Annotated in this window: 21 protein-coding genes; 9 read left to right on the plus strand and 12 right to left on the minus strand. The window is 72.8% G+C overall.

What is annotated here, in order from left to right; genetic code table 11:
* Positions 1-25 precede the first annotated feature (25 nt).
* Complete coding sequence (locus tag V9G19_RS00775) at positions 26-532, plus strand: DUF4169 family protein (protein ID WP_462283590.1); 507 nt, start codon at positions 26-28, stop codon at positions 530-532.
* A gap of 7 nt (positions 533-539) precedes the next feature.
* On the opposite strand, the gene V9G19_RS00780 is transcribed toward V9G19_RS00775, so the two are convergent.
* The 6 genes from V9G19_RS00780 to V9G19_RS00805 all read right to left on the minus strand — a co-directional run bounded on the left by V9G19_RS00780 (position 540) and on the right by V9G19_RS00805 (position 4,818).
* Positions 540-1,013: an Rv3654c family TadE-like protein gene (locus V9G19_RS00780; RefSeq protein ID WP_462283591.1), complete on the minus strand. Its 474-nt coding sequence runs from the start codon at positions 1,011-1,013 to the stop codon at positions 540-542.
* Entirely contained in the window at positions 1,006-1,353 is a 348-nt protein-coding gene (locus tag V9G19_RS00785; RefSeq protein WP_462283592.1) for a TadE family type IV pilus minor pilin, read from the minus strand. Before V9G19_RS00785 ends, V9G19_RS00780 begins: the two co-directional genes overlap by 8 nt.
* Before the next feature lie 100 nt (positions 1,354-1,453).
* Positions 1,454-1,666, minus strand: a complete 213-nt coding sequence (locus V9G19_RS00790; RefSeq protein WP_462283593.1) for a hypothetical protein — start codon at positions 1,664-1,666, stop codon at positions 1,454-1,456.
* A 142-nt stretch (positions 1,667-1,808) separates the two neighbouring features.
* Positions 1,809-2,924 carry a type II secretion system F family protein gene (locus V9G19_RS00795; protein ID WP_462283594.1) on the minus strand — a complete coding sequence of 372 codons (1,116 nt, stop codon included), beginning with the start codon at positions 2,922-2,924 and terminating at the stop codon, positions 1,809-1,811.
* A gap of 108 nt (positions 2,925-3,032) precedes the next feature.
* Positions 3,033-4,064, minus strand: coding sequence for a TadA family conjugal transfer-associated ATPase (locus V9G19_RS00800; protein WP_462283595.1), 1,032 nt, complete (start codon positions 4,062-4,064; stop codon positions 3,033-3,035).
* A 4-nt stretch (positions 4,065-4,068) separates the two neighbouring features.
* Positions 4,069-4,818 carry a CpaE-like family protein gene (locus tag V9G19_RS00805; RefSeq protein WP_462283596.1) on the minus strand — a complete coding sequence of 250 codons (750 nt, stop codon included), beginning with the start codon at positions 4,816-4,818 and terminating at the stop codon, positions 4,069-4,071.
* Positions 4,819-4,959: 141 nt separating this feature from the next.
* Between V9G19_RS00805 and V9G19_RS00810 the strand changes: the two genes are divergently transcribed.
* The 5 genes from V9G19_RS00810 to V9G19_RS00830 all read left to right on the plus strand — a co-directional run bounded on the left by V9G19_RS00810 (position 4,960) and on the right by V9G19_RS00830 (position 10,132).
* Positions 4,960-5,799 carry a Fic family protein gene (locus tag V9G19_RS00810; RefSeq protein ID WP_462283597.1) on the plus strand — a complete coding sequence of 280 codons (840 nt, stop codon included), beginning with the start codon at positions 4,960-4,962 and terminating at the stop codon, positions 5,797-5,799.
* A 483-nt stretch (positions 5,800-6,282) separates the two neighbouring features.
* Positions 6,283-7,479, plus strand: a complete 1,197-nt coding sequence (locus V9G19_RS00815; RefSeq protein WP_462283598.1) for a sensor histidine kinase — start codon at positions 6,283-6,285, stop codon at positions 7,477-7,479.
* Positions 7,480-7,503: 24 nt separating this feature from the next.
* Positions 7,504-8,256, plus strand: coding sequence for a LytR/AlgR family response regulator transcription factor (locus V9G19_RS00820; RefSeq protein WP_462283599.1), 753 nt, complete (start codon positions 7,504-7,506; stop codon positions 8,254-8,256).
* Positions 8,253-8,630, plus strand: coding sequence for a hypothetical protein (locus V9G19_RS00825; RefSeq protein WP_462283600.1), 378 nt, complete (start codon positions 8,253-8,255; stop codon positions 8,628-8,630). Before V9G19_RS00820 ends, V9G19_RS00825 begins: the two co-directional genes overlap by 4 nt.
* Complete coding sequence (locus tag V9G19_RS00830) at positions 8,627-10,132, plus strand: sodium/solute symporter (protein ID WP_462283601.1); 1,506 nt, start codon at positions 8,627-8,629, stop codon at positions 10,130-10,132. Before V9G19_RS00825 ends, V9G19_RS00830 begins: the two co-directional genes overlap by 4 nt.
* Before the next feature lie 5 nt (positions 10,133-10,137).
* On the opposite strand, the gene V9G19_RS00835 is transcribed toward V9G19_RS00830, so the two are convergent.
* Genes V9G19_RS00835 through V9G19_RS00855 form a run of 5 tightly spaced genes read right to left on the minus strand, consistent with a single transcriptional unit; the run spans position 10,138 to position 14,300 of the window.
* The gene (locus V9G19_RS00835; RefSeq protein ID WP_462283602.1) at positions 10,138-10,773 is read right to left on the minus strand and encodes a hypothetical protein; all 636 of its coding nucleotides are present in this window, start codon (positions 10,771-10,773) and stop codon (positions 10,138-10,140) included.
* On the minus strand, positions 10,755-12,107 hold the full coding sequence (locus V9G19_RS00840) for a hypothetical protein (protein WP_462283603.1): 1,353 nt from the start codon (positions 12,105-12,107) through the stop codon (positions 10,755-10,757). The genes V9G19_RS00835 and V9G19_RS00840 overlap by 19 nt, the downstream gene beginning before the upstream one ends.
* Complete coding sequence (locus V9G19_RS00845) at positions 12,104-12,904, minus strand: ABC transporter ATP-binding protein (RefSeq protein WP_462283604.1); 801 nt, start codon at positions 12,902-12,904, stop codon at positions 12,104-12,106. Before V9G19_RS00845 ends, V9G19_RS00840 begins: the two co-directional genes overlap by 4 nt.
* Entirely contained in the window at positions 12,901-13,761 is an 861-nt protein-coding gene (locus V9G19_RS00850; protein ID WP_462283605.1) for a hypothetical protein, read from the minus strand. The genes V9G19_RS00845 and V9G19_RS00850 overlap by 4 nt, the downstream gene beginning before the upstream one ends.
* Positions 13,758-14,300, minus strand: coding sequence for an RNA polymerase sigma factor (locus V9G19_RS00855; RefSeq protein ID WP_462283606.1), 543 nt, complete (start codon positions 14,298-14,300; stop codon positions 13,758-13,760). Before V9G19_RS00855 ends, V9G19_RS00850 begins: the two co-directional genes overlap by 4 nt.
* 228 nt (positions 14,301-14,528) lie before the next feature.
* Here V9G19_RS00855 and V9G19_RS00860 point away from each other — a divergent pair, with 228 nt between their 5' ends.
* From V9G19_RS00860 to V9G19_RS00870, 3 genes are all read left to right on the plus strand, one after another.
* Entirely contained in the window at positions 14,529-14,864 is a 336-nt protein-coding gene (locus tag V9G19_RS00860) for a DUF485 domain-containing protein (RefSeq protein ID WP_462283607.1), read from the plus strand.
* Between the two features lies 1 nt (position 14,865).
* Complete coding sequence (locus tag V9G19_RS00865; RefSeq protein ID WP_462283608.1) at positions 14,866-16,611, plus strand: solute symporter family protein; 1,746 nt, start codon at positions 14,866-14,868, stop codon at positions 16,609-16,611.
* A 100-nt stretch (positions 16,612-16,711) separates the two neighbouring features.
* Entirely contained in the window at positions 16,712-17,281 is a 570-nt protein-coding gene (locus V9G19_RS00870) for an AMIN-like domain-containing (lipo)protein (protein WP_462283609.1), read from the plus strand.
* Here the strand turns inward: V9G19_RS00870 and V9G19_RS00875 are convergent.
* Positions 17,246-19,150, minus strand: a complete 1,905-nt coding sequence (locus V9G19_RS00875; RefSeq protein ID WP_462283610.1) for an ABC transporter ATP-binding protein — start codon at positions 19,148-19,150, stop codon at positions 17,246-17,248. The two genes, V9G19_RS00870 and V9G19_RS00875, sit on opposite strands and share 36 nt — an antisense overlap.
* Positions 19,151-19,175 lie beyond the last annotated feature (25 nt).

Raw genomic sequence — 19,175 nt, forward strand, 5'->3', positions numbered from 1 at the left:
GCGCCCAGCCGACTAAAATCGACGGTTGCACACCAACGATGGCGGGGACCCCGCCGAGGAGGCTTTCCGGATGATTCTCATCGGTCTGCTGTTGATCGCAGCCGCAGCCGTTGCCGGCACCTGGCTGTATCTCGCCAGCATTGACTCGGTCGGCACAGTCGGAGACTTGTCGGCCTGGGGTATGACAATCGGCTTCGAGCCACTCTCGCTGCTCATCGCGGGCGCCGGCGTCACTCTCGGGTTGCTGATCGGCCTCTATCTCATCCGCTCCGGGCTTGGCCGAGGTGCTCGCAAACGCAAGGAACGCAAGGAACTCGAGCGCACCGCCGAAGCCAACCGCGTCGCCGCCGAGCAGGCGGCCAGCCGCCGCCTCGCGGAGGAACGCAACGCCAGAATCGACGCCACCTCCGGCACCCACGACTCCTATCGCCGCCCGTTCGCCGACCCCGGCGACGGCGCCGCCTCCTCGGGCACGTCGACGGCCACCGGGGCGGGCAGTTCGACGCCTCCTCCCCCGCCGCCGCGCTCCTGAGCCCCCCTCAATCGCGGACCAGGACCGGGCCGGCGAGCGCCCGGCCGCTGGTCGTGCGCATGCCCAGGATCGGGAGCTTCGCCGTCACCCGCGTCGAGATCTGGGTGCGGCCGGAGGACTCGATCGAGCAGCCGGCTGGCGATGCCCGGTTGGCCCGGACGATGCGCGCACCCACACCGCACGCCGCCTCCGGGGTGTTCCCCGCGAGGTAGTAGTCCGACGCCGCGATGGCGCCGAGGTCAGCCGCGGCGCGAGCGCGCGCATTGGCCTGCACGGCCGTCACGACACCGAGGACGAGCGGCAGCAGGATGATCACCGCGCCGATGACGATCATCATCAGCATCGTGCCCGAGCCCTGAACCTGCTCGGCGGGCTGCGCGGCTGAACTCCGGCGCGCGCGCCCCGGCCGAGGGCCGAGCCTGAGCTGAACAGGCCGGCATTGCTCCGGCCGGCGCTGCTCAAGCACGCGTTGCTCAGGCATTGCCCCGCACCTCCGTGGGCGCGACCGCCCGGCCGACGCCGGCGAAGTGGAAACCGATCCGGGCAAAGAACGCACGCTCGGGAGCCCGCACGGTGACCGTCACCGTGCTGCCGCCCCGGGCGACGTTGACGCTCGAGCCCCTCGGCGCGGTGTCGAGGGCGCCGGCGACCACCTCGCCGGACGATTCGGAGCGGGCCGCCAGGCGGGCGCCGACCCGGGCCGCTTCGGCGCACCGGACGTGGTCGACGCCGGTGGCCAGGGCGGTCGCGGCGACGGCGAGGAAGAACGCCAGCGCAAAGGACATGAACGCGACCTCGACGGTGACGATCCCGTCCGCCACCCACGACCGCGACCGTAACGGGGGCCCGGCCGGAGACCGAGAACCCCGGGGGGCGGACCGGTGACCGGCCCGCCCCGCGATCTGGATGGACGCCATCTGCCTAGCGCTTGCCGAAGGCTTCCTTGAGAATCGTTTCCACGCCCTCTTTGCCCACCGTGCCGATGGCCGACAGGGCGACCAGGACGAAGGCCACGACCATGAGCGTGACGAACGCCCACTCGACGGTAGCCATGCCCTCCTCGGCCTTTCGGGCGGCGGCGTCTCGGGCGCGGGTGGTGGCCACGACATACCTCGCGGCGAGCTTGCTGGTCATGCGGAACCCCTTTCGTTGCGGCCGACCCCCTGCCGGCCATACCGTCACTCTTCCCCGTGCCAAGGCTCACCGCCAACGGCAGGAAAATTACTGTGGAGAAACGGATTTCCTCGATTCCGGAGCCTGTGGACAACCCACCTCGTCAGCCACCACCCATCGCTCCCGGCACCAGGTTGATGACCAACGGCAGCACGGTTGTCAACATGAAGGCCGGCAGGAACATCATCGCCAGCGGGACGATGAGCAGCGTCCCAGCCTTGCCCGCGGCAGCCTCCAGCCGCACGGTCTCCGAGGCCCGCAGCCGGTTGGCGGCCGAGCGGACCGCCTCGGCGGGCGCGGCGCCGTGGTCGAGCGCCAGCCCGAGGGCGATGGCGACCGGCTCCCAGGCGTCCGCGGCATACGCCCAGGCCTCGTCGTGGGACTTGCCCCAGCGATAGGCGGCGGCGACGCGGGCCAGGTCGGCCCGCACCCGCCCGCGGCAGGTCGGCACCACGGCTTCGAGGCACTCGATGATTCCCGACCCGCCGGCGAGCGCGAGGTGCAGCAGCAGCGCCGCGTCGGTAACATCGGTCATCGTGCTGTCCTCGTGCGGCGGGTCCGTCGGCAGCGCCGCCGGCCGTAGTGCCCGGGCGAGGATTCGCCGCGAGATCGCCACGCCGCCGAAGGCAAACCCGAAGCCGAGGATGCACGCCATCGCCGCCGGGACGTTGCCATAGAGCTCCCACGGCGGGATCCCGATAAAAAAGCCAATGGGGCCACCGGTGAACGGCAGCAGCAGCATCAGGTACATCGACGAGCGGGCGCCCGCGGAGACCGCGCCCAGCCGCTCGGCGGCGGCCCGCCGCTCGCGCAGGTGGCCCGCGGACCAGGCGACCGCCGGCTGCAGCGACGCCCCGCTGGACTCGGTGAGGGTCCAGGCCCCGGCGAGCATCTGCAGCTCCGGCAGCTGGCGGGTATGCCGCTGCCACGCCACCCCGCCCGGGTCGCCGCGCGCGAGCGAACGGTGCACGTCGGCGAGCACACCGCGCACGATCGAGGCCTCCGGGACCCGCGTCCCGGAGATCGACAGCGCCCGGGCGGGGGTGAGCCCGGCCTGCAGGCACATGGCGATCGTGTCCAGCGCCGAGGCCACCCGGTCCGCGCGCAGCGACTCCTTCTCGGCGACCCGCACCCGACGGCGGCGTCGGTGCCGCGGCCAGACAAGCGCCGCGATGCCGGCCAGTAGGGCACCTGCCAGGATCGCCCCGAGATTGCTCACTACCGCTCTCCCCTCGCCTTGTCCGCTCCTCACCCGGTGGCTGGCCCCACCCCACCCGGCGCTGCCTCACCGGCGCTGCCTCACCGGGCCTGCCTCACCAACGCCGCCTCACAAGCGCAGCGGCTCGATCGAGGCGACGACCCGGCCGGTGGGACGGCGCACGATGTGAACGACCGAGTGCAAGGCGGTGGCCATCTGGGCTCGCACCGCGTCGCGCGTCATCCCCGCCAGCGCGCCCAGCGCCTCGATCCGCGCCGGGACATCGGCCGGGCTGTTGGCGTGCAACGTGCCACAACCACCCTCGTGACCGGTGTTGAGTGCCAACAACAGCTCGCGCACCTCCGCCCCGCGGACCTCGCCGACGACGACCCGGTCGGGGCGCATCCGCAGCGCCTGACGCACCAGGTCGACGAGCGTGACCAGGCCGTGGCCCTCGACATTGGCCGGGCGGGCCTGCAGCCGCACGGCGTGCGGGTGGTCCAGCGGGATCTCCAAGACGTCCTCGACGACGAGGATCCGCTCGCTCGGGTCGACCTCGGCGAGCAAGGCCGCGAGCAAGGTCGTCTTGCCCGCTCCGGTACCCCCGGTGACGACGAACGCCGACTTCTGCACGATGAGCGCGCGCAGCTGATCGCCCTGCTCCGCGGTGAACATCCCGACCGCCTCGAGGTCGGCCAGGCGCAGGCTGCCGCGGCGTAGCATCCGCAGGCTGATGCAGGTGCCATCGCTCGCCAGCGGGGGAAGGATCGCGTGCAGTCGCACGCCGCCGGGCAGCAGCCCGTCGACCCACGGCTGGCTGTCGTCCAACCGCCGCCCGGCGATGCCGGCAAGCCGGACGGCGAACCGGCGCACCATCTCGGCGCCCGCGAAATCATGGACCGGCTCGCGCTCCAGGCCACGCCCGCGGTCGACCCACGTCAGGCCGTCGCCGTTGACGAGGATGTCGGTCACACCGCGCTCGCGGGCGAGCGGGGCCAGCGGCCCGAGGCCGGCCAGGTCAGCGACCAGCCGCTCCTGCTCGCGCAGCACCCCGCGGGCGCCGAGACGCTCGGCCAGGTCGTGAACGACCCGATGGATGCTCGCGGTGTCGGGCGCGACGCCGGCGCGCACCTGGGCGTCGATCGGCTCGGCATACTTCACGGCGTCACCGCGCGAATGCCGGGACCCGAGCGGCCCGGACGGGCTCCTCCTGCGCGGCCGCGATCGCCGCGACCAACGAGTCGGCAAGCCGGGCCAGCGGCCCCCTGCGCCGCTGGCCCGGCAGCACCCCCTGCGCCGCCGCGGCCCCCACCGAGCGGTCGTCGCGCAGCTGGCCGAGCAGGGGCAACCCGACATGCTCGGCCAGCGCAGCCGACAGGCGCGCATCCTGCTTGGGTGCGCGCGTGATGATCCCGGCAAAGCGCTCGCGGCCCTCCCGGGACAGAATGCTCAACGCGTCGGCGAGCCCGCGCGGGCTCAGCCCGGACAACAGCACGGTCGCGTCCGCCAGCCCGGGCTGGCCGGCCGAACGGCCCCAGTCGACCACCACGAAGTCGCAGGCGCTCGCCAGGGCGCGCACCACGCTGGCGAACGCCGGGGGGCTCACCGCCTCCTCGACCAGCCCCTCCGGTGCTGCCGTATGCCGCCCGGCCGAGAGCACGGCGACCTCCTGCGCCCGGGGCAGATGGCTGAGCAGCCGCTGCCCGTCGACCGGCCCGTCGACCTCGACGAACTCGCGCCACCGATGGCCCGGCTCGTGCTCGACGCCGGCGGTCACCTGCAGGCCGCCGGTGAACACCTCGCCGTCGACGACCGCCGCCGCCCACTCGGCACGCACCGCGGCCAGGCCGAGCGCGCACGTCAACGTGGAGGCCCCCAGCCCCCCGGATGCTGCGGTTATCCCGAGAATCGTCATGTCTCGAGCATGCGGCGCACCCATCGATTCGGCCACTGCACCCGCGACTGCCTGTGGACAACCGTCCGGGCTCGCCGCGAGCGTCGGTGGATAACTTCGGCCACGCAACCCATCAGCGGCTGCTGGCTACAGTGGGGCTCCGTGTCCGACGCCACCGCCGCCCTCGCCGCCATCGCCTCCTGGCCGCTGGTGCGCACCGCCAGCGACCGAGCCCGAGCGGCCTGCACCGAGCTGCGCTGGCACCAGGCACTGCGCCGGCGCATCCCCGAGGCCGCCGCCGAGTCCCGCATCCGAGGCGCCTGGGCCAGCGCCGAGCTCGACGGCGCCCGCTCCTCCCTCGACATCGTCCGGGCGAGGATGATGGGCGCCCAGCCCGCACCCGCCAACCCCGACCCGGCCGAGCACATCGTCGCCGGCGCGATGGCGGCCACCGCCGCCACCGAAACCCTCACCAAGCTCGTCCGCACCGCCCCCCGCCAGGCGATCGCCCGGCTGCACACCGCCGCCGCGGCGGCCCTCGTCGAGCCCGATCACCTCGGCCGGCCCCGGCCGCAGGGCAGCGACAGCCCCGAGTTCGCCATTCTTGGCCCGGCGCCCGACGCCGGCGCCGCCGCCGCCCGCCTGGCAGCCCTCGACACCGTGCTCGCCGATCCCGCCAGCCCCGCCCTGGTCGCCGCCGCCATCGCCCACGCCGAGATCGCCCACGCCCGGCCGTTCGTGCGCGGCAACGGGCTGGTGGCCCGCGCGGTCGAGCGGATCGTGATCCAGGCCAGCGGGCTGGACCCGACCGGGGTCGCGGTCCCCGAGGCCGGCCACCTGCATCGGGGGATGGCGGCCTACCACGGGGCGCTGGCGGCATACGGACTGGGCACGCAGCAGGGGCTGACCGTCTGGATCGAGCACTGCGCCGACGCGCTCGTCGCGGCGGCCCAGGAGGGCCGCGAGATCGCCGACGCCGTGCTCGCGGGCCGGTTGAGCTGAACCGCGGCGCGCCGCCCCTTGTGGGGGCGCCCGCAGGAGAGTACAACTGGTGATATACCCCTGCGGGGGCCGCGAGAACTCGTGGGACGCAACGGAGTACCCACGCGCGGGCAGTCCACTGATGGACCGGTCGCGCCGGGGATACTCCCCGGGCGACGGCAACGACGCACGCCTGGTAGCTCCTGGTCCGCCCCACGGCGATGGTGCCTGCCCGAGCCGCCGAGGCCCGGGCGGGCACCACCTTTTTTCCCCCTGCCGGCGGGCTCCGTCCCATCAGCAATCGAGATTGCGCGTGTTCAGGTTGCACGCGGACGCGTTATGCCCCACGATTGTTCGTGGGTGGGCTCCCTTCGGGTCGAGCTACCTGCCCGTGCCGCACCAACCCCCCCGAGGCGGCACGGGCTCGGCCCCGGTTGTCTCCCCCCCAACCGGGGCCGATCCTTTTCGGTCGCCAACTCGGACGCGTCTCCTACGCTGACCGGTGTGCGCAACGCGGTGGACTGGCCGACGGCGATCACCGTCGTGGTCATCATCGCGCTGGGGCTCGGCGCCTGGTGGCTCGGAGCCCGCGTGCGCGGCCGCTCCCGGGGCTTCCTCAGCGATGTCGACCGGGCGACCTACCAAACCCTGCACACCGCCGGGTTGGCGGCGCGCTGGCTCGGCTCCGGCCTGACGCCCGATGGCACCGCCAAAGCCGCTCGACCCCTGCGCCACCTGCTCGGCATCCCCGCGCTGGCGGTCTCCGATCTCAGCGGCGCCGTCACCTGGGAGGGCGCCGGCCGCCACCACGCTGCCGCCGTGCCCGAGGTGACCGCGCGCACGTTGGCGACCGGCGACACCGCGATCCTCGACCACGGTGAGATCAGCTGCACGACCGCGGACTGCTACCTGCGGGCCGCGGTCGTCTGCCCGATCGTCAGCGAGGACCGGGTGGTCGGGGCGCTCGCGGCATACGCGCCGTCGGTCTCAGCGGGACTGGCGCGAGCGACCGCCGAGGTCGCCGGCTGGGTCTCCACCCAGGTCGAGCTGGCCGAACTCGGCCGCGAGCGGACCCGGGCCACCGAGGCCGAGCTGGCCGCCCTGCGCGCCCAGATCAGCCCGCACTTCATCTACAACTCGCTCGGCGCGATCGCCTCGTTCGTGCGCACCGACCCCGACCGGGCGCGCGACCTGCTGCTGGAGTTCGCCGACTTCACCCGCTATGCCCTGCGCCGCGGCGGCGCCTACACGACGCTCGCCGACGAACTGCGCAATGTCGAGCGCTACCTCGTCCTGGAGCAAGCCCGCTTCGGTGAACGCCTGCAGATCCGGCTGCTCATCGCCCCCGAGGTGCTCTCGGTGTCGCTGCCGTATCTGGCCGTCCAGCCGCTCGTCGAAAACGCCGTCCGGCACGGCCTGGCCACCAAGGAGGGCGTCGGCACGGTCACGATCACCGCCGCCGACCGGGGCAGCGAAGCCGAGATCGTCATCGAGGACGACGGCGTCGGCGCGGACCCAGCGCGCATCGCGGCCGTCCTCGACGGCACCGACCCGGGCGACTCCCACGGCATCGGCAACGTCGATTCCCGGCTGCGGGCCCTCTATGGCGACGACCATGGCCTGGTCGTCGAGACCGCCCCCGGAGCAGGCACGCGGGTATCCTTCCGGATCCCCAAGTTCGCACCGCAGACGATGGGGTGAGTCTCCCCTAAGCTGCAGCTAACGATGAGCGCAGCATCCGGCACCGGCCTGACCGCGCTGGTGGTCGATGACGAAGCACCGGCGCGATCGGAGCTTCGCTATCTGCTCGAACGCGACGAGCGCATCGGCGCGATCCACGTGGCCGCATCCGGGACCGACGCCCTGCGGCTGTTGGACGCCCAACCGATCGACGTCGTCTATACCGACATCTCGATGCCCGGCCTGGACGGGATGGAGTTCGCCCGCATCCTCGGCCGCTTCGCCCAGCGCCCCGCGCTCGTCTTCGTCACCGCCCACGACCGGCACGCCGTGGACGCCTTCGCCGTCGACGCCGTCGACTACGTCATGAAGCCGGTGCGCCCGGAGCGACTGGCCGAGGCGACGCGGCGGGCCGCCGCCCTGGTGGCCGGCTCCCGATCCGTCGAGAGCGACGCGGTCCCGGATGAGACGATCCCCGTTGAGCTGGGCGGCGTCACCCGGTTCATCAACCGGGCCGACATCCGCTATGTCCTCGCGCACGGCGACTACGCCCGGCTGCACACCGACACCGGCTCCCACCTGGTGCGGATCTCGCTGGCCTCGCTCGCCGAGCGCTGGGCCTCGGCCGGCTTCGTCCGAATCCACCGCAGCACGCTGGTCGCCATGCCTCACGTCACCGAGGTCCGCATGGATCACGGCAAATGCTCGGTGGTCGTCGGCCGGGTCGAGTTGGCGGTCAGCCGCCGCCACCTGCGCGACGTGCGCGCCCAACTGCTGCGGCCGCGAGAGAGCCCATGAGCACCCAGCCGGGCCAGCCGCGGGTGCGGGTGACCAGTTCCCGGCGAGGCGCCCCCCACCCGACCAACCGGCCGGTCGCCGAGGACGTCAGCGAGCAGACCCATCTGGGTGAGGTCTACGTCGCCGGGCTGATGCGCGCTCAGCTGCGTCTGGCGGCGAGCGTGCTCGTCGTCGGCGCGCTCGTGCTGGGCGCGCTCCCGCTCGTGCTGACGCTGTGGCCTCAAACGCGGGCCTACCGGATCGGGCCGCTCCCCCTGCCGTGGCTCGTCCTCGGGGTCCTCGTCTATCCCGCAGCCGTCGCCGCGGCGCACTTCTATGTCCGCTCCAGCGAGAACCTCGAGAAGGCGTTCGTCGACGTGGTGAACCGTTCGTGACCCAGCCGGCGAGCCTGGTGGCGATCGTCGTCGTGTGCCTGGCCACGCTCGTCGTCGGCAGCTACGGGCTGCGGATCTCCCGGCGCACCTCCGACTTCTATGTCGCCGGCCGCACCGTGACCCCGTGGCGCAACGCGAGCGCGATCGGCGGCGAATACCTCTCGGCCGCCTCCTTCCTCGGCGTCGCCGGGCTGGTCTATCAGCGCGGCATCGACATGCTGTGGTTCCCGATCGGCTACACGGTCGGCTATCTCGTCCTGCTCGTCCTGGTCGCGGCCCCGCTGCGCCGCTCCGGCGCCTATACCCTCGCCGACTTCGCCGAGCTGCGCCTGGAGTCGCGCCGTGTCCGGGCGCTGTGCTCCGCGCTCGTCGTCGGGATCGGCTGGCTCTATCTCGTCCCGCAATTGCAGGGGGCCGGCCTGGCGTTGCGGCAGGTCACCGGCTGGCCCGCGTGGATTGGCGGGGTCGTCGTCGCTGTCGTCGTCACGCTCGCGGTCAGCGCCGGCGGGATGCGCTCGATCACGCTCGTCCAGGCGATGCAATATTGGCTCAAGCTGACCGCGATCTCGATCCCGGCCTTCGTGCTCTTGGCCGTATGGCGCTCCGACCGCGCCGCGCCGGCCCTCGACCCGGGGCTGTGGGAACTGCCCAGTCCCGACCCCGGGCACGGCCTGTACGCGACCTATTCGACCCTGCTCGCGCTCTGCCTCGGCACGATGGGCCTGCCGCACGTCCTGGTGCGCTTCTATACCAACCCCGGCGGCCGCGACGCCCGCCGCACCACGGTCGCCGTGCTCGGCCTGCTCGGCCTGTTTTATCTCTTCCCTCCGCTGTATGCCGCGATCGGCCGGGCCTATGCCGCCCACCTCCCGCCGGGCACCCGCCCCGACTCGGTCGTGCTGCTCACGCCGTCGCTCGTCCTCGACGGGAGCGCCGCCACGCTGCTCGCCGCGCTGCTCGCCGGCGGCGCCTTCGCCGCGTTCTTGAGCACGGCGTCCGGGCTGTTGATGTCGGTCGCCGGGATCGTCGATCAGGACCTGATGCGCCGCATCCTGCCCCGCCTGGCCGGCGGTGACCTCCCCGAGAAGCTCGGGCTGCGGCTGGCGAGCCTGGTCTCGGTGATCGTGCCCTGCGTGATCAGTTGGCTGCTGGCCCCGGTGGGCTTGGCGACGACGGTCAACCTCGCCTTCGCCATCGCAGCCTCGACCTTCTCCCCACTGCTGGCTCTCGGCGTGTGGTGGCGGCAGCTCACCACCGCGGGCGCGACGGCCGGCCTGGTCGTCGGCGCCGGCTGCGCGACCGCGGCGATCACGGCGTCGATCCTCGCCGGACCCGCCCCGTCGGGGTGGCCGGCCGCGCTGCTCGGCCAGCCGGTCGCCTGGTCGGCGCCGCTGGCCTTCGCCACCACGATCGTCGTCTCGCTGCTCACGCCGGCGCGGACACCACCGCACACCAGCCGAACCCTCGCCCGGCTGCATACTCCAGAAGCGTTGACGACCTGAACACCTCAGTCCGGCGCCGGGCTCTCGCGCGGGCCGCGCGCGGCATACCAGCCGACGCCGATGACAAAGAGCCCGGTCGCGCTCACCCACGATCCGTCCCAGCCCCCCGGCGCCATCGGCCAGGCCCACCAGGCCGCCGCCGGGGGGACCGGGTGGGGCGCGGCGAGATAGAGCACCGAGCCGAGCACGAAGCCCGGCGCCCACGCCAGCCCCGCCCCGACGACGCCAGCGGCCAGGCAGGCCAGCCCGGCATACCCGAGGATGTTGCGCACCACCGCCCCGGCCCCGTATGCCGCGGGCTCGGCCCGCAGCCCGACCCCGAGTCCCACCGCGGTCACCGCGGCCCAGGACAGGACGCCAGCGAGCCGCAGGCGCCACCATGCGCGCGGCGAGGTCCGGTCGAGAGCGACATCGGGGCTGCCCAGGCGGGCGGCGAGGAGCATCGCCAGCGCGAGCGGCGCCGCGGCCACGACCGGGACGCGGGCCCGCGGGCCGTCGAACTGCGGCTGGCTCGCGAGCCACGATGCTGCCCACCAGGACAGCGCGATCACCCCGCCCGCGAGCGCCACGCCGCTGCCGACGCCCCGCGAGCGGGCCACCAGGACCGCCGGGCCCCACCCGCTCACGGGCGCACGCCCCATACCCGCTCCAACTCGGCCAGCGCCGCCGGATCGCACCGCCTCCCGGCGACGAAATAGGCGGCCAGGAATTCCCGCTGCCGCTGCGGCGATGCGCTGCGGATCCGGTCGACGACCGGGCGGTAGTCCTCGAAGACGATCCCGGGATCGTCGGGGAGCAACAGCGCCTGCCAGGCGTTCGCCAGCGGCCCGAATCCCAGCGGCGGCTCGTTCGGGTCGGTCGGGCAGCCGAGGAAGGGTCCCGCCGCCGCGTTCAGTCGCAGCGACTCGGGCGACGTCAACTGCGAACCCCAGAGGGGGATCTGGGTGTACAGGTCGAGGGGCTGCATCGGCGGACCAGGACGATCACCCCAGGGGTCTTCGGCCGCGCCCATCCGGGCGAGATCGGCGGAGCGGGACAACACCGGCTGCACCACGGCTGCGGTCCGGCCCAGCCACGTCGCGTGCGCGGTGAGCACGCAGACCCGGGGCCCGGTTGCCGTGCAGACGAATTGCCCCGCGCGCGGGTCGCGAACCACGAACCAGCGCGAACTGTCGGCCTGGGCATCAACCCACCACAGGGTCGCGACAACGACCAGGCCGGCAATGATCGCCAGGAGGCGCGAGCAGGGATCACCGGCGAACAGGAACGCCGTGGCGGCAACCGCCAGCCACAGCACGACGAAGGCTGCCGCGCCCGGCACCGCCGGACGCCGATCGATCCAGCCGAGCTCGCCCCCATTGGGCAGCAACGCGACGAGCGGGTGGTCGCTGTAGCTCGGGACCCCGATCGCCAGGAAGGCGGCGATCCCGGCGAGCGGCGCGACCACCCGACCCGGCAGCATCCGCCCGATCAGCCAGCCCACACCGACGGCGGCGGGATAAGCGGCCAGGCCGAGCCCGAGCACAGCCAGCCACCACCAACTGTCCATCGTCGACTGCCGCAGCAGCACGACCGCACAGGCGGCAAAAACCACCAGGTGGGCGGCCCAGGCCGCGAGCAGCAGCCCCGCTGCCGAGACGAGATCGCGCTGCCACGTCGGCCGGACCGCCGACGCGAGCAGCTCGCGCACTCCGCGCCGGCGCTCCCGCCCGGCCTGCCAGGTGGCCAGCGTCAGCGTCATCGGCAACACGATGATCAGGATCGTCCGCTGGTCGCGGGCGGCGCTCATCCACTCCCCCGCCCAACCGCTGGCGGTGAACATTAACACGAGCCCGGTTCCGCTGAGCACGACCAGGGCGAATCCGCCCGTCCCCCGGGCGAATTCGGTCCACGCGAACCGGAGCAGGCCGACGCGCTCCCCATCTCCGCCGGTATGCCGCGGGCTCGCCGCCGCGGTCACCATTTGCGCGCTCACGGGCCACCAGCCGCACGGCGCGCCCGGCGCAACGCGGCCGTGTAGCCGCGCTCGATTGCCGTGTCCCCGCTGCCGGCCGGGTCCTCGCCGAGGTCGATCAGTCCCTGCGGGCTGCCGGTGAAGACCACCCGGCCGGCGTCGAGCAACTGGACGCGGGTGCAGGCGGCGGCGACGTCCTCGACGAGGTGGGTGCTGATCACCACGAACGCATCGACGCCGACCTCGCGGACCAGCTCGCGGAAGCTGACCCGCTGCTCGGGGTCGAGACCCGCGGTCGGCTCATCGAGCAGCAGCAGCGCGGGGTCGTTGACGATCGCCTGGGCGATGCCCGCGCGGCGCACCATGCCGCCGGACAGCGACTTCATCCGATCGTCGGCACGCTCGAGCAGGCCCACCCGCTCCAGCGCCCGGTCGACCGCGAGCGGGATCTCCCGCGCAGGCAGCTGTTTGAGCCAGGCGAAATAGGCGACAAACTCCCGGACCGTATAGCGCGGATAGAAGCCGAAGGACTGCGGCAGGTAGCCCAGGCGCCGGCGGATCTCGGGGCGTGCCTCGCGCCGGCGGGCATCCAGCCCGAGCAGCGTGATCGCGCCGCTGGTGGGGGTGGTCACCGTGGCCAGCAGCCGGATCAGCGTCGTCTTGCCCGCGCCATTGGGGCCCAGCAGCCCGTGCACGCCGGCCGCCGCCGCGAGCGTGACGCCGTCGAGCGCCAGCCGGTCCCCGAAGCGAACGGACACCTCCTCCAGGGCGAATCCGGGCGTCGGCTCCGTGCTTGCCAGCCGCTCCGCGGCGTTCACGCCAGGTCCCCTTGGCGCGACCCGGTAGCGGCGGACAGCAGCGCGAAGTCGTCTCGGCGGACCAGAACACCTACTCCCGCAACCGCCCCCACGACGGCAGCGACAACGGCCGTGCGCGGGTCGGCGAAAGCAACGGTCGGGCGCAGCGCCATCGCGGGCGCCGCCGCGACCACCGTCCAAAGGAGCGCCACCAGCATGCCGGCCCGCTCCACTCCCAGCCGGCTCCCGAGCACCAAGGTTGCCGACACCAGCGCGATCGAGACCACCTGCACGCCGAGCGCCGACCGGCCGCCCGCCCACATGGCGGCGAGCGCGGTCAGCGGCAGCGCCGCCAGCAGCACGTGCAGACAGCGGCGCAAGATCAGGCCGAGGCCGAAGTCGGGTGTGCTTGCGACCACCTCGGCGCACGGATCGGCCCGACGCAGGGCACTGGCTGCCGCCCCGGCGATCGGGGCAAGCGGCGCCAGGGCAAGGACGACCCCGCGATAGCTGGCAAGCGCCGCGCCGCCGGCCACCAACAGCAGGCCGGCCACCGCCAGGCAACTGGCGCTGGCCAGCAGGGTCACCCACAGCCATGGGGCCCGGGTCAGCCCCACAGCCCGGCCGAGGGCCGGGCCCAAGACGCCGCCCCGGGACTCCATCCGCACCGGGCTCACCTCATCCAGCGCCGCCTGCGCCCGTTCCCGCGCCGCCGCGAGCGCCACGCCCACGGGACCCGCGCGAACGACGGACGAGAGCCAGCCGCGGCAGGAGGCACAGGCGATCAGGTGCTCCTCCGCGGACCAGGACGCGACCTCGCCGGCCCGCTGCGCGGCATACGCCTCGATCTCGGCGCGGGACAGGTGCCACTCGTTCACTCGAATCCCTCCCGCAGCTGCAGTCGCGCGCGGCGCGCGCGGGTCTGGACCGTCCCCGGCGGTATGCCGAGGAGCACCGCGGTCTCGCGCACCGTCAGTTCGTCGAGGACGAGCGCTTGGATCACCGCGCGTAACTGCGGCGACAACCGCCCCAGCTGGGTGGCCACCACGTCCGGCGAAGCCGCCAGCGCGACGTCCTCGGCCGAGGCCGCGCTGCCCGTCTCGGGCACCCGCGCGACCGGGATGACCTCGCCGCGGGCCGCCCGGCGACGGAAGGCGTCGATCAACCGGCGACTGGCGATCGTCCACACCCACGCGGCGACCTCGCCATCGCCACGGAAGCCGGCGGCGCAGCGCCATACGGTCACAAAGGTGTCCTGCAGGACGTCGGCGACGATCTCCTCGTCGGTGCAGCGGCGCCGCAGCCGCAACAGGATGAGCGGCGCCAGCCCGTCGTGGAGCAGCCCGAAGGCGGCCCGGTCGCCCGCGGCGACACGGCTCAGCAGCTGCGCGTCGTCCGGCTCGAGGCGCTCCTCCACGCCCCTATTGACGCAAACCGGGCCGACACCGGTTCACCGCGCCCGCGGGGCGACCGTTCGGCGCAACGAACTGCCGCTCGGCGCTCCGGGCTCCTCCGCACGGCGAGCCCGCCACCCGCTCAGCGCCACGACCCAATGCCCTAGTGGTGCCTCGGCGTGGCCAGCCACCACGCTAGGCCCCATCCACCGGCGGGCGAGGGCGCCCGCCGACGACCATCGAGGTGGCCCGTGAGTTCCGAAGTATCCACCACCAGCGAGGCCTATCTGGCCGTGCAACAGTCGCAGGAGTTCCAATCGTTGCGGCGCAAGTTCCGCGGGTTCGTCTTCCCGATGACCGCTTTCTTCCTCGCCTGGTATTTCCTCTACGTCTTCTTGTCGATCTTTGCCTCGGACTTCATGAACAAGTTCGTCTTCGGCAAGATCTCCGTCGGGCTGATTTTCGGCTTCCTACAGTTCGTCACGACATTTGCCATTACGTTCATCTATGCCCGCTGGGCCAACCGGGAATTCGACCCGGCCGCGGACGCCATCGGTGCCGAGCTCGACGGCGGAGCGGAGCACTGACATGAGCGCCCTGACCCTCGCCCTTCCGTTCCTCAACGAGCCCAAGACCTACGGCGAGCCCGCGGTCAACATTGGCATCTTCTGCGGCTTCGTCGTCATCACCTTGGCCATCGTCATCCGGGTGGCCTCGGGCAAGAAGACCGCCGAGCAATACTACACCGCTGCCGGCGCCTTCTCCGGCCGCCAGAACGGCATCGCCATCGCCGGCGACTACCTCTCCGCCGCCTCTTTCCTCGGCATCGCCGGCTCCATCGCCCTGCAGGGCATGGACGGCTTCCTCTATTCGATCGGCTTCCTCGTCGCCTGGTTGGTCGCGCTGCTGCTCGTCGCCGAGCTGATGCGCAACACCGGCCGGTTCACGATGGCCGACGTCTTGTCCTACCGGCTCAAGCAGCGCCCGGTCCGCATCGCCACCTCGGTCTCGGTGCTGTGCGTCTCGCTGTTCTATCTGCTCGCCCAGATGGCCGGCGCCGGCGGGCTGGTCTCGCTGTTGCTCGGGGTTTCCGGCGAGGCGGCCCAAAACATCGTCATCGCAATCGTCGGTGCGGTCATGGTCACCTATGTCCTCATCGGCGGGATGAAGGGCACCACGTGGGTGCAGATCATCAAGGCGCTGCTGCTGATCACCGCCACGGCGATCATGACGCTTTGGGTGCTCGGCAAGTACAGCTTCAGCCTCTCCTCCCTGTTCACGGACGCGGTCGACACGTCCGCCGGCTCCACGACCACGGCCAAGGCGGTTGCCACGGCCGCCAAGGCCGGCACGACGACGACGCCGGAAGCCGTCGCCGACAAGCTGCTGCACTTCGGCACCAAGTACGGGACGACCACCCAGGCCAAGATCGACTTCATCTCCCTGTCGATGGCGCTCGTCCTCGGCACGGCCGGCCTACCGCACGTCCTGCAGCGCTTCTACACGGTCCCGACGTCCAAGGCCGCCCGCAAGTCGGTCGAATGGGCGATCTGGCTGATCGGCGGCTTCTATCTGCTCACGCTCGTCGTCGGCTTCGGCGCCGGCGCCCTCGTTGGTGCCGACGAGATCAACGCCGCCGCCGGCAAGCAGAACGCCGCCGCACCGATCCTCGCCTACAAGCTCGGCGGGACCCCGCTGCTCGGCATCGTCGCCGGCATCGCGTTCGCGACGATCCTCGCGGTCGTCGCCGGGCTGACGATCACCGCGTCGGCGACCTTCGCGCATGACCTCTACAAGGAAGTCGTCAAGAAGGGCCAGACCACCCAGGAGCAAGAGGTCCGGGTCGCCCGCGTCGCCGCGATTGGCATTGGCATCGTCGCCATCCTCGGTGGCATGCTCGCCAAGAGCCAGAACATCGCCTTCCTGGTGGCGTTGGCCTTCGCGGTCGCCGCGTCGGCGAATCTGCCGACGATCCTCTATTCGCTGTTCTGGAAACGGTTCAACACCCGGGGCGCGTTGTGGTCGATCTATGGCGGCCTGATCTCCTCGATCGGCCTGATCATCTTCAGCCCGGTCGTCTCCGGCAAGCCGGGCGTTGCCACGAAACTCGCGGACGGCACCACCGCCATGCTGAGCCCGTCGATGGTCACCGATCCCACTATCGACTTCCACTGGTTCCCGCTGGACAACCCCGGCCTGATCTCGATTCCGCTGGCCTTCTTCCTCGGCTGGCTCGGCTCGGTGACCAGCAAGGAGTTCGACGCGGCCAAGTATGCCGAGATGGAGGTGCGCAGCCTGACCGGCCACGGTGTGGCCTCGGCCATCGAGCACTGAAGCCCGCCAGTCGTTCGTGGGCTTCGTGGCGCCGCTCCGGTCAACCGGGGCGGCGCCTGCCGCGTGAAAGAGGCGTCACTGTTGAGAGAGGACGCCCGCGATGACCCACCACACCGCCGCTCGCCTGATCGCTATCGCCGCCGCAGCTGGGGTCGCCACCGGCTCGTCGGTGGGGCTACCCGCAGCCGCCGCGCCGACATCGAGCGCGCCCACCGTCTGCCACTACACCTGGGGCTCGCTGGCCAAGACCGACCGGACGTCGACGACCGGCCCGGTGGAGAACCTGCGCAGCGGGCGGCATACCTGCTTCGACCGGATCGTCGTCGACCTCACCGGCCGGGCCCCCGGCTATCGGGTCGAGTATGTCGCCGCGATCGTCCAGGACGGCTCCGGCGCCGTCTTGCCGGTGCGGGGCGGCGCAAAGCTCAAGATCACGGTTAACGCCCCGGCCTACGACGCCGGTGGCAACCTGCACTATCAGCCCACCAACCCCGCCGAGGCACTCAACGTCACCGGCTACCAGACGCTGCGCCAGGTGCGCTGGCTCGGCTCCTTCGAAGGCACCAGCGGCATCGGGGTCGGGGTCCGTGCCCGGCTGCCGATGCGGGTCACCAAACTCACCGACGGCACGACCTCACGCCTGGTCGTCGACGTCGCCCACAACTGGTGACCGTGGACCAAAGCACAGCAGCAGGGCCGCGGCGAGCAGCCCCGCGGCGGTGAGCATCACCAGGGCGATCACCGGCCCACCCACCCCGCCCGCGACCGCCCACGGGGTCGCGTCGTCGAGGCGGGCCAGGTCGGCGCTGGTGGCCAGCCCGCGGAAGACCCAATAGCCGGGGCTGAGGGCAGCCACGAACCGCAGCGGGCTGTCCTCGACCGCGACGAACGCGCCGCACAGCAACACGTGGGCCACGAGCACCGCGCCCACGCCCCACAAGCCTGGCGCCTGCCGCCGGCTCAGGGCGCTCACCGCAAGCCCTAGGGCCACCGCTGCCGCCGCGCCGAGGACCAGCACGACGGCCGCCGCGAGCACACCCGGTCCGCCGCCTTGGCCGACGAAGAGCACGAGGGCCAGCAGCGCTGGCGGCACGCTCGCGACCGCGAGCGCTCCCCACCTGCCGAGGACGTATGCCGCCGGGCTCAGCCCCACGGCCAGGTCTCGATCCAGCCGGCGGCGTTCACGCACGACCTCCGCGCCGGCGACCAAGAGGCCGGGCAGGACGGCGACCAGGGTCGCGAACCCCAGCAGCAGTCGGGGGCTGGTCGCCGCCGCGGTCGGCGGCGTCGGGTCGAAGTTGCCCCAGCCGAGGACGGCCAGCGCGATCACCACCAGGGCGACGGCCGGGCCCGCCAGCGCGGCCACGGTGCCCGGCGCCCAGCGCAACTCCTCCACTCGCTGCGCCGCCAACCGCCACGCGGAGCCGACGAGTCCCGGCCAGGACCGGCGGTGCAGCGCGGGCCCCCCGGGGATGTCGGGGTCGAAGGCGCTCAGCCGCGGCCGGAACGAGCCCGCCCAATCGGCCGCGGGGTCGGCGAGCTGGGCGTAGACGTGCGCGAAGTCCCAGTCGCGGCCGGCGCCGAAGTGCGCGGGCGCGGCCTCCGGGGGACCGTGGTAGCCCAACCGCGCCGAGCCGCTCGACGTCGTGTCGAGCAGCACGACGCTGTCGGCGGCCGACAAGGCAGCGGTCGCATTCGTGGTGATCACGATCGTGCGGCGCCCGGTCAACGCGAGCGCCTGCAGCATCCGCAGCAACTCGGCCCCTTCGGCCGGGTCGAGTCCCTCGGTCGGGTCCTCCAGCACGATGACGCTGGCCCGGGACACGACCTCCGCCGCGACGGCGGCGCGCTTGCGGCTGGCCGCACTCAGCCGATCGAGCGGCAGGTGCAGTTCCCCGGCGAGCCCCAGGGCCTGGCTCACCTCGGCCACCGCTTCCCGGCGCGCCGGCGCCGAGGAGCCCGCCTGGCGCAACCGCGCCGCGTGCTCGAGCGCCCGTCCGAGCGGCATCGGTCCGGCCGGCAACTCCCGCCGCGGGATGATCCCGAGCACCGAGCGCACGCGGGGCGCGGTCTCGCCGGTGAGGTGCTCGGCGCCATACGAGATCCGGCCGGTGAACGGGCGGCTGCCGACGAGGGCCTGCACCACGGCCGCAACCGCGCTCTGGTCGGGGCCGGCGATCGCGAGGACCTCGCCGGGGGCGACGTCGAAGGAGACATCCCCCACCACCGTGCGGCCGCCGGGGGTGGTCACGCGCAGCCCACGGACCTGAATCGCCAGTTCCTGGATCGGCGGCAGCCCGCGCGTATGCCGGCTGCGTTGCGCCCGGCTCAGCGGCGGCACTCCCGGCGGTTCCTGGCCGGGATCGCCGGTCCAGGGCCGGGGCACGCCGAGGATATTCTCCAGGCGTCGCGCGCTGCTGTGGCGACGCGCGGCGGCGCCGCGGGCCGCGCGGATGCGGACGGTGATCGGCTCTCCCGACTCGGTCGGGATCTGCAGGCTCGGCTGACCGGCGTCGAGGTGGACCGGGCCCTGGCTCAAATCGTCCGAGGGCGGCGGCGGCCGC

This window comes from Nostocoides sp. (assembly GCF_037045025.1).
GTDB lineage: Bacteria > Actinomycetota > Actinomycetes > Actinomycetales > Dermatophilaceae > Nostocoides_A.

Coding starts and splice junctions, on each gene's coding strand:
- V9G19_RS00835 (WP_462283602.1), bottom strand. CDS start 10,773: ATGGGGCGTGCGCCCGTGAGCGGGTGGGGCCCGGCGGTCCTGGTGGCC.
- V9G19_RS00820 (WP_462283599.1), top strand. CDS start 7,504: ATGAGCGCAGCATCCGGCACCGGCCTGACCGCGCTGGTGGTCGATGAC.
- V9G19_RS00805 (WP_462283596.1), bottom strand. CDS start 4,818: ATGACGATTCTCGGGATAACCGCAGCATCCGGGGGGCTGGGGGCCTCC.
- V9G19_RS00825 (WP_462283600.1), top strand. CDS start 8,253: ATGAGCACCCAGCCGGGCCAGCCGCGGGTGCGGGTGACCAGTTCCCGG.
- V9G19_RS00865 (WP_462283608.1), top strand. CDS start 14,866: ATGAGCGCCCTGACCCTCGCCCTTCCGTTCCTCAACGAGCCCAAGACC.
- V9G19_RS00870 (WP_462283609.1), top strand. CDS start 16,712: ATGACCCACCACACCGCCGCTCGCCTGATCGCTATCGCCGCCGCAGCT.
- V9G19_RS00790 (WP_462283593.1), bottom strand. CDS start 1,666: ATGACCAGCAAGCTCGCCGCGAGGTATGTCGTGGCCACCACCCGCGCC.
- V9G19_RS00780 (WP_462283591.1), bottom strand. CDS start 1,013: ATGCCTGAGCAACGCGTGCTTGAGCAGCGCCGGCCGGAGCAATGCCGG.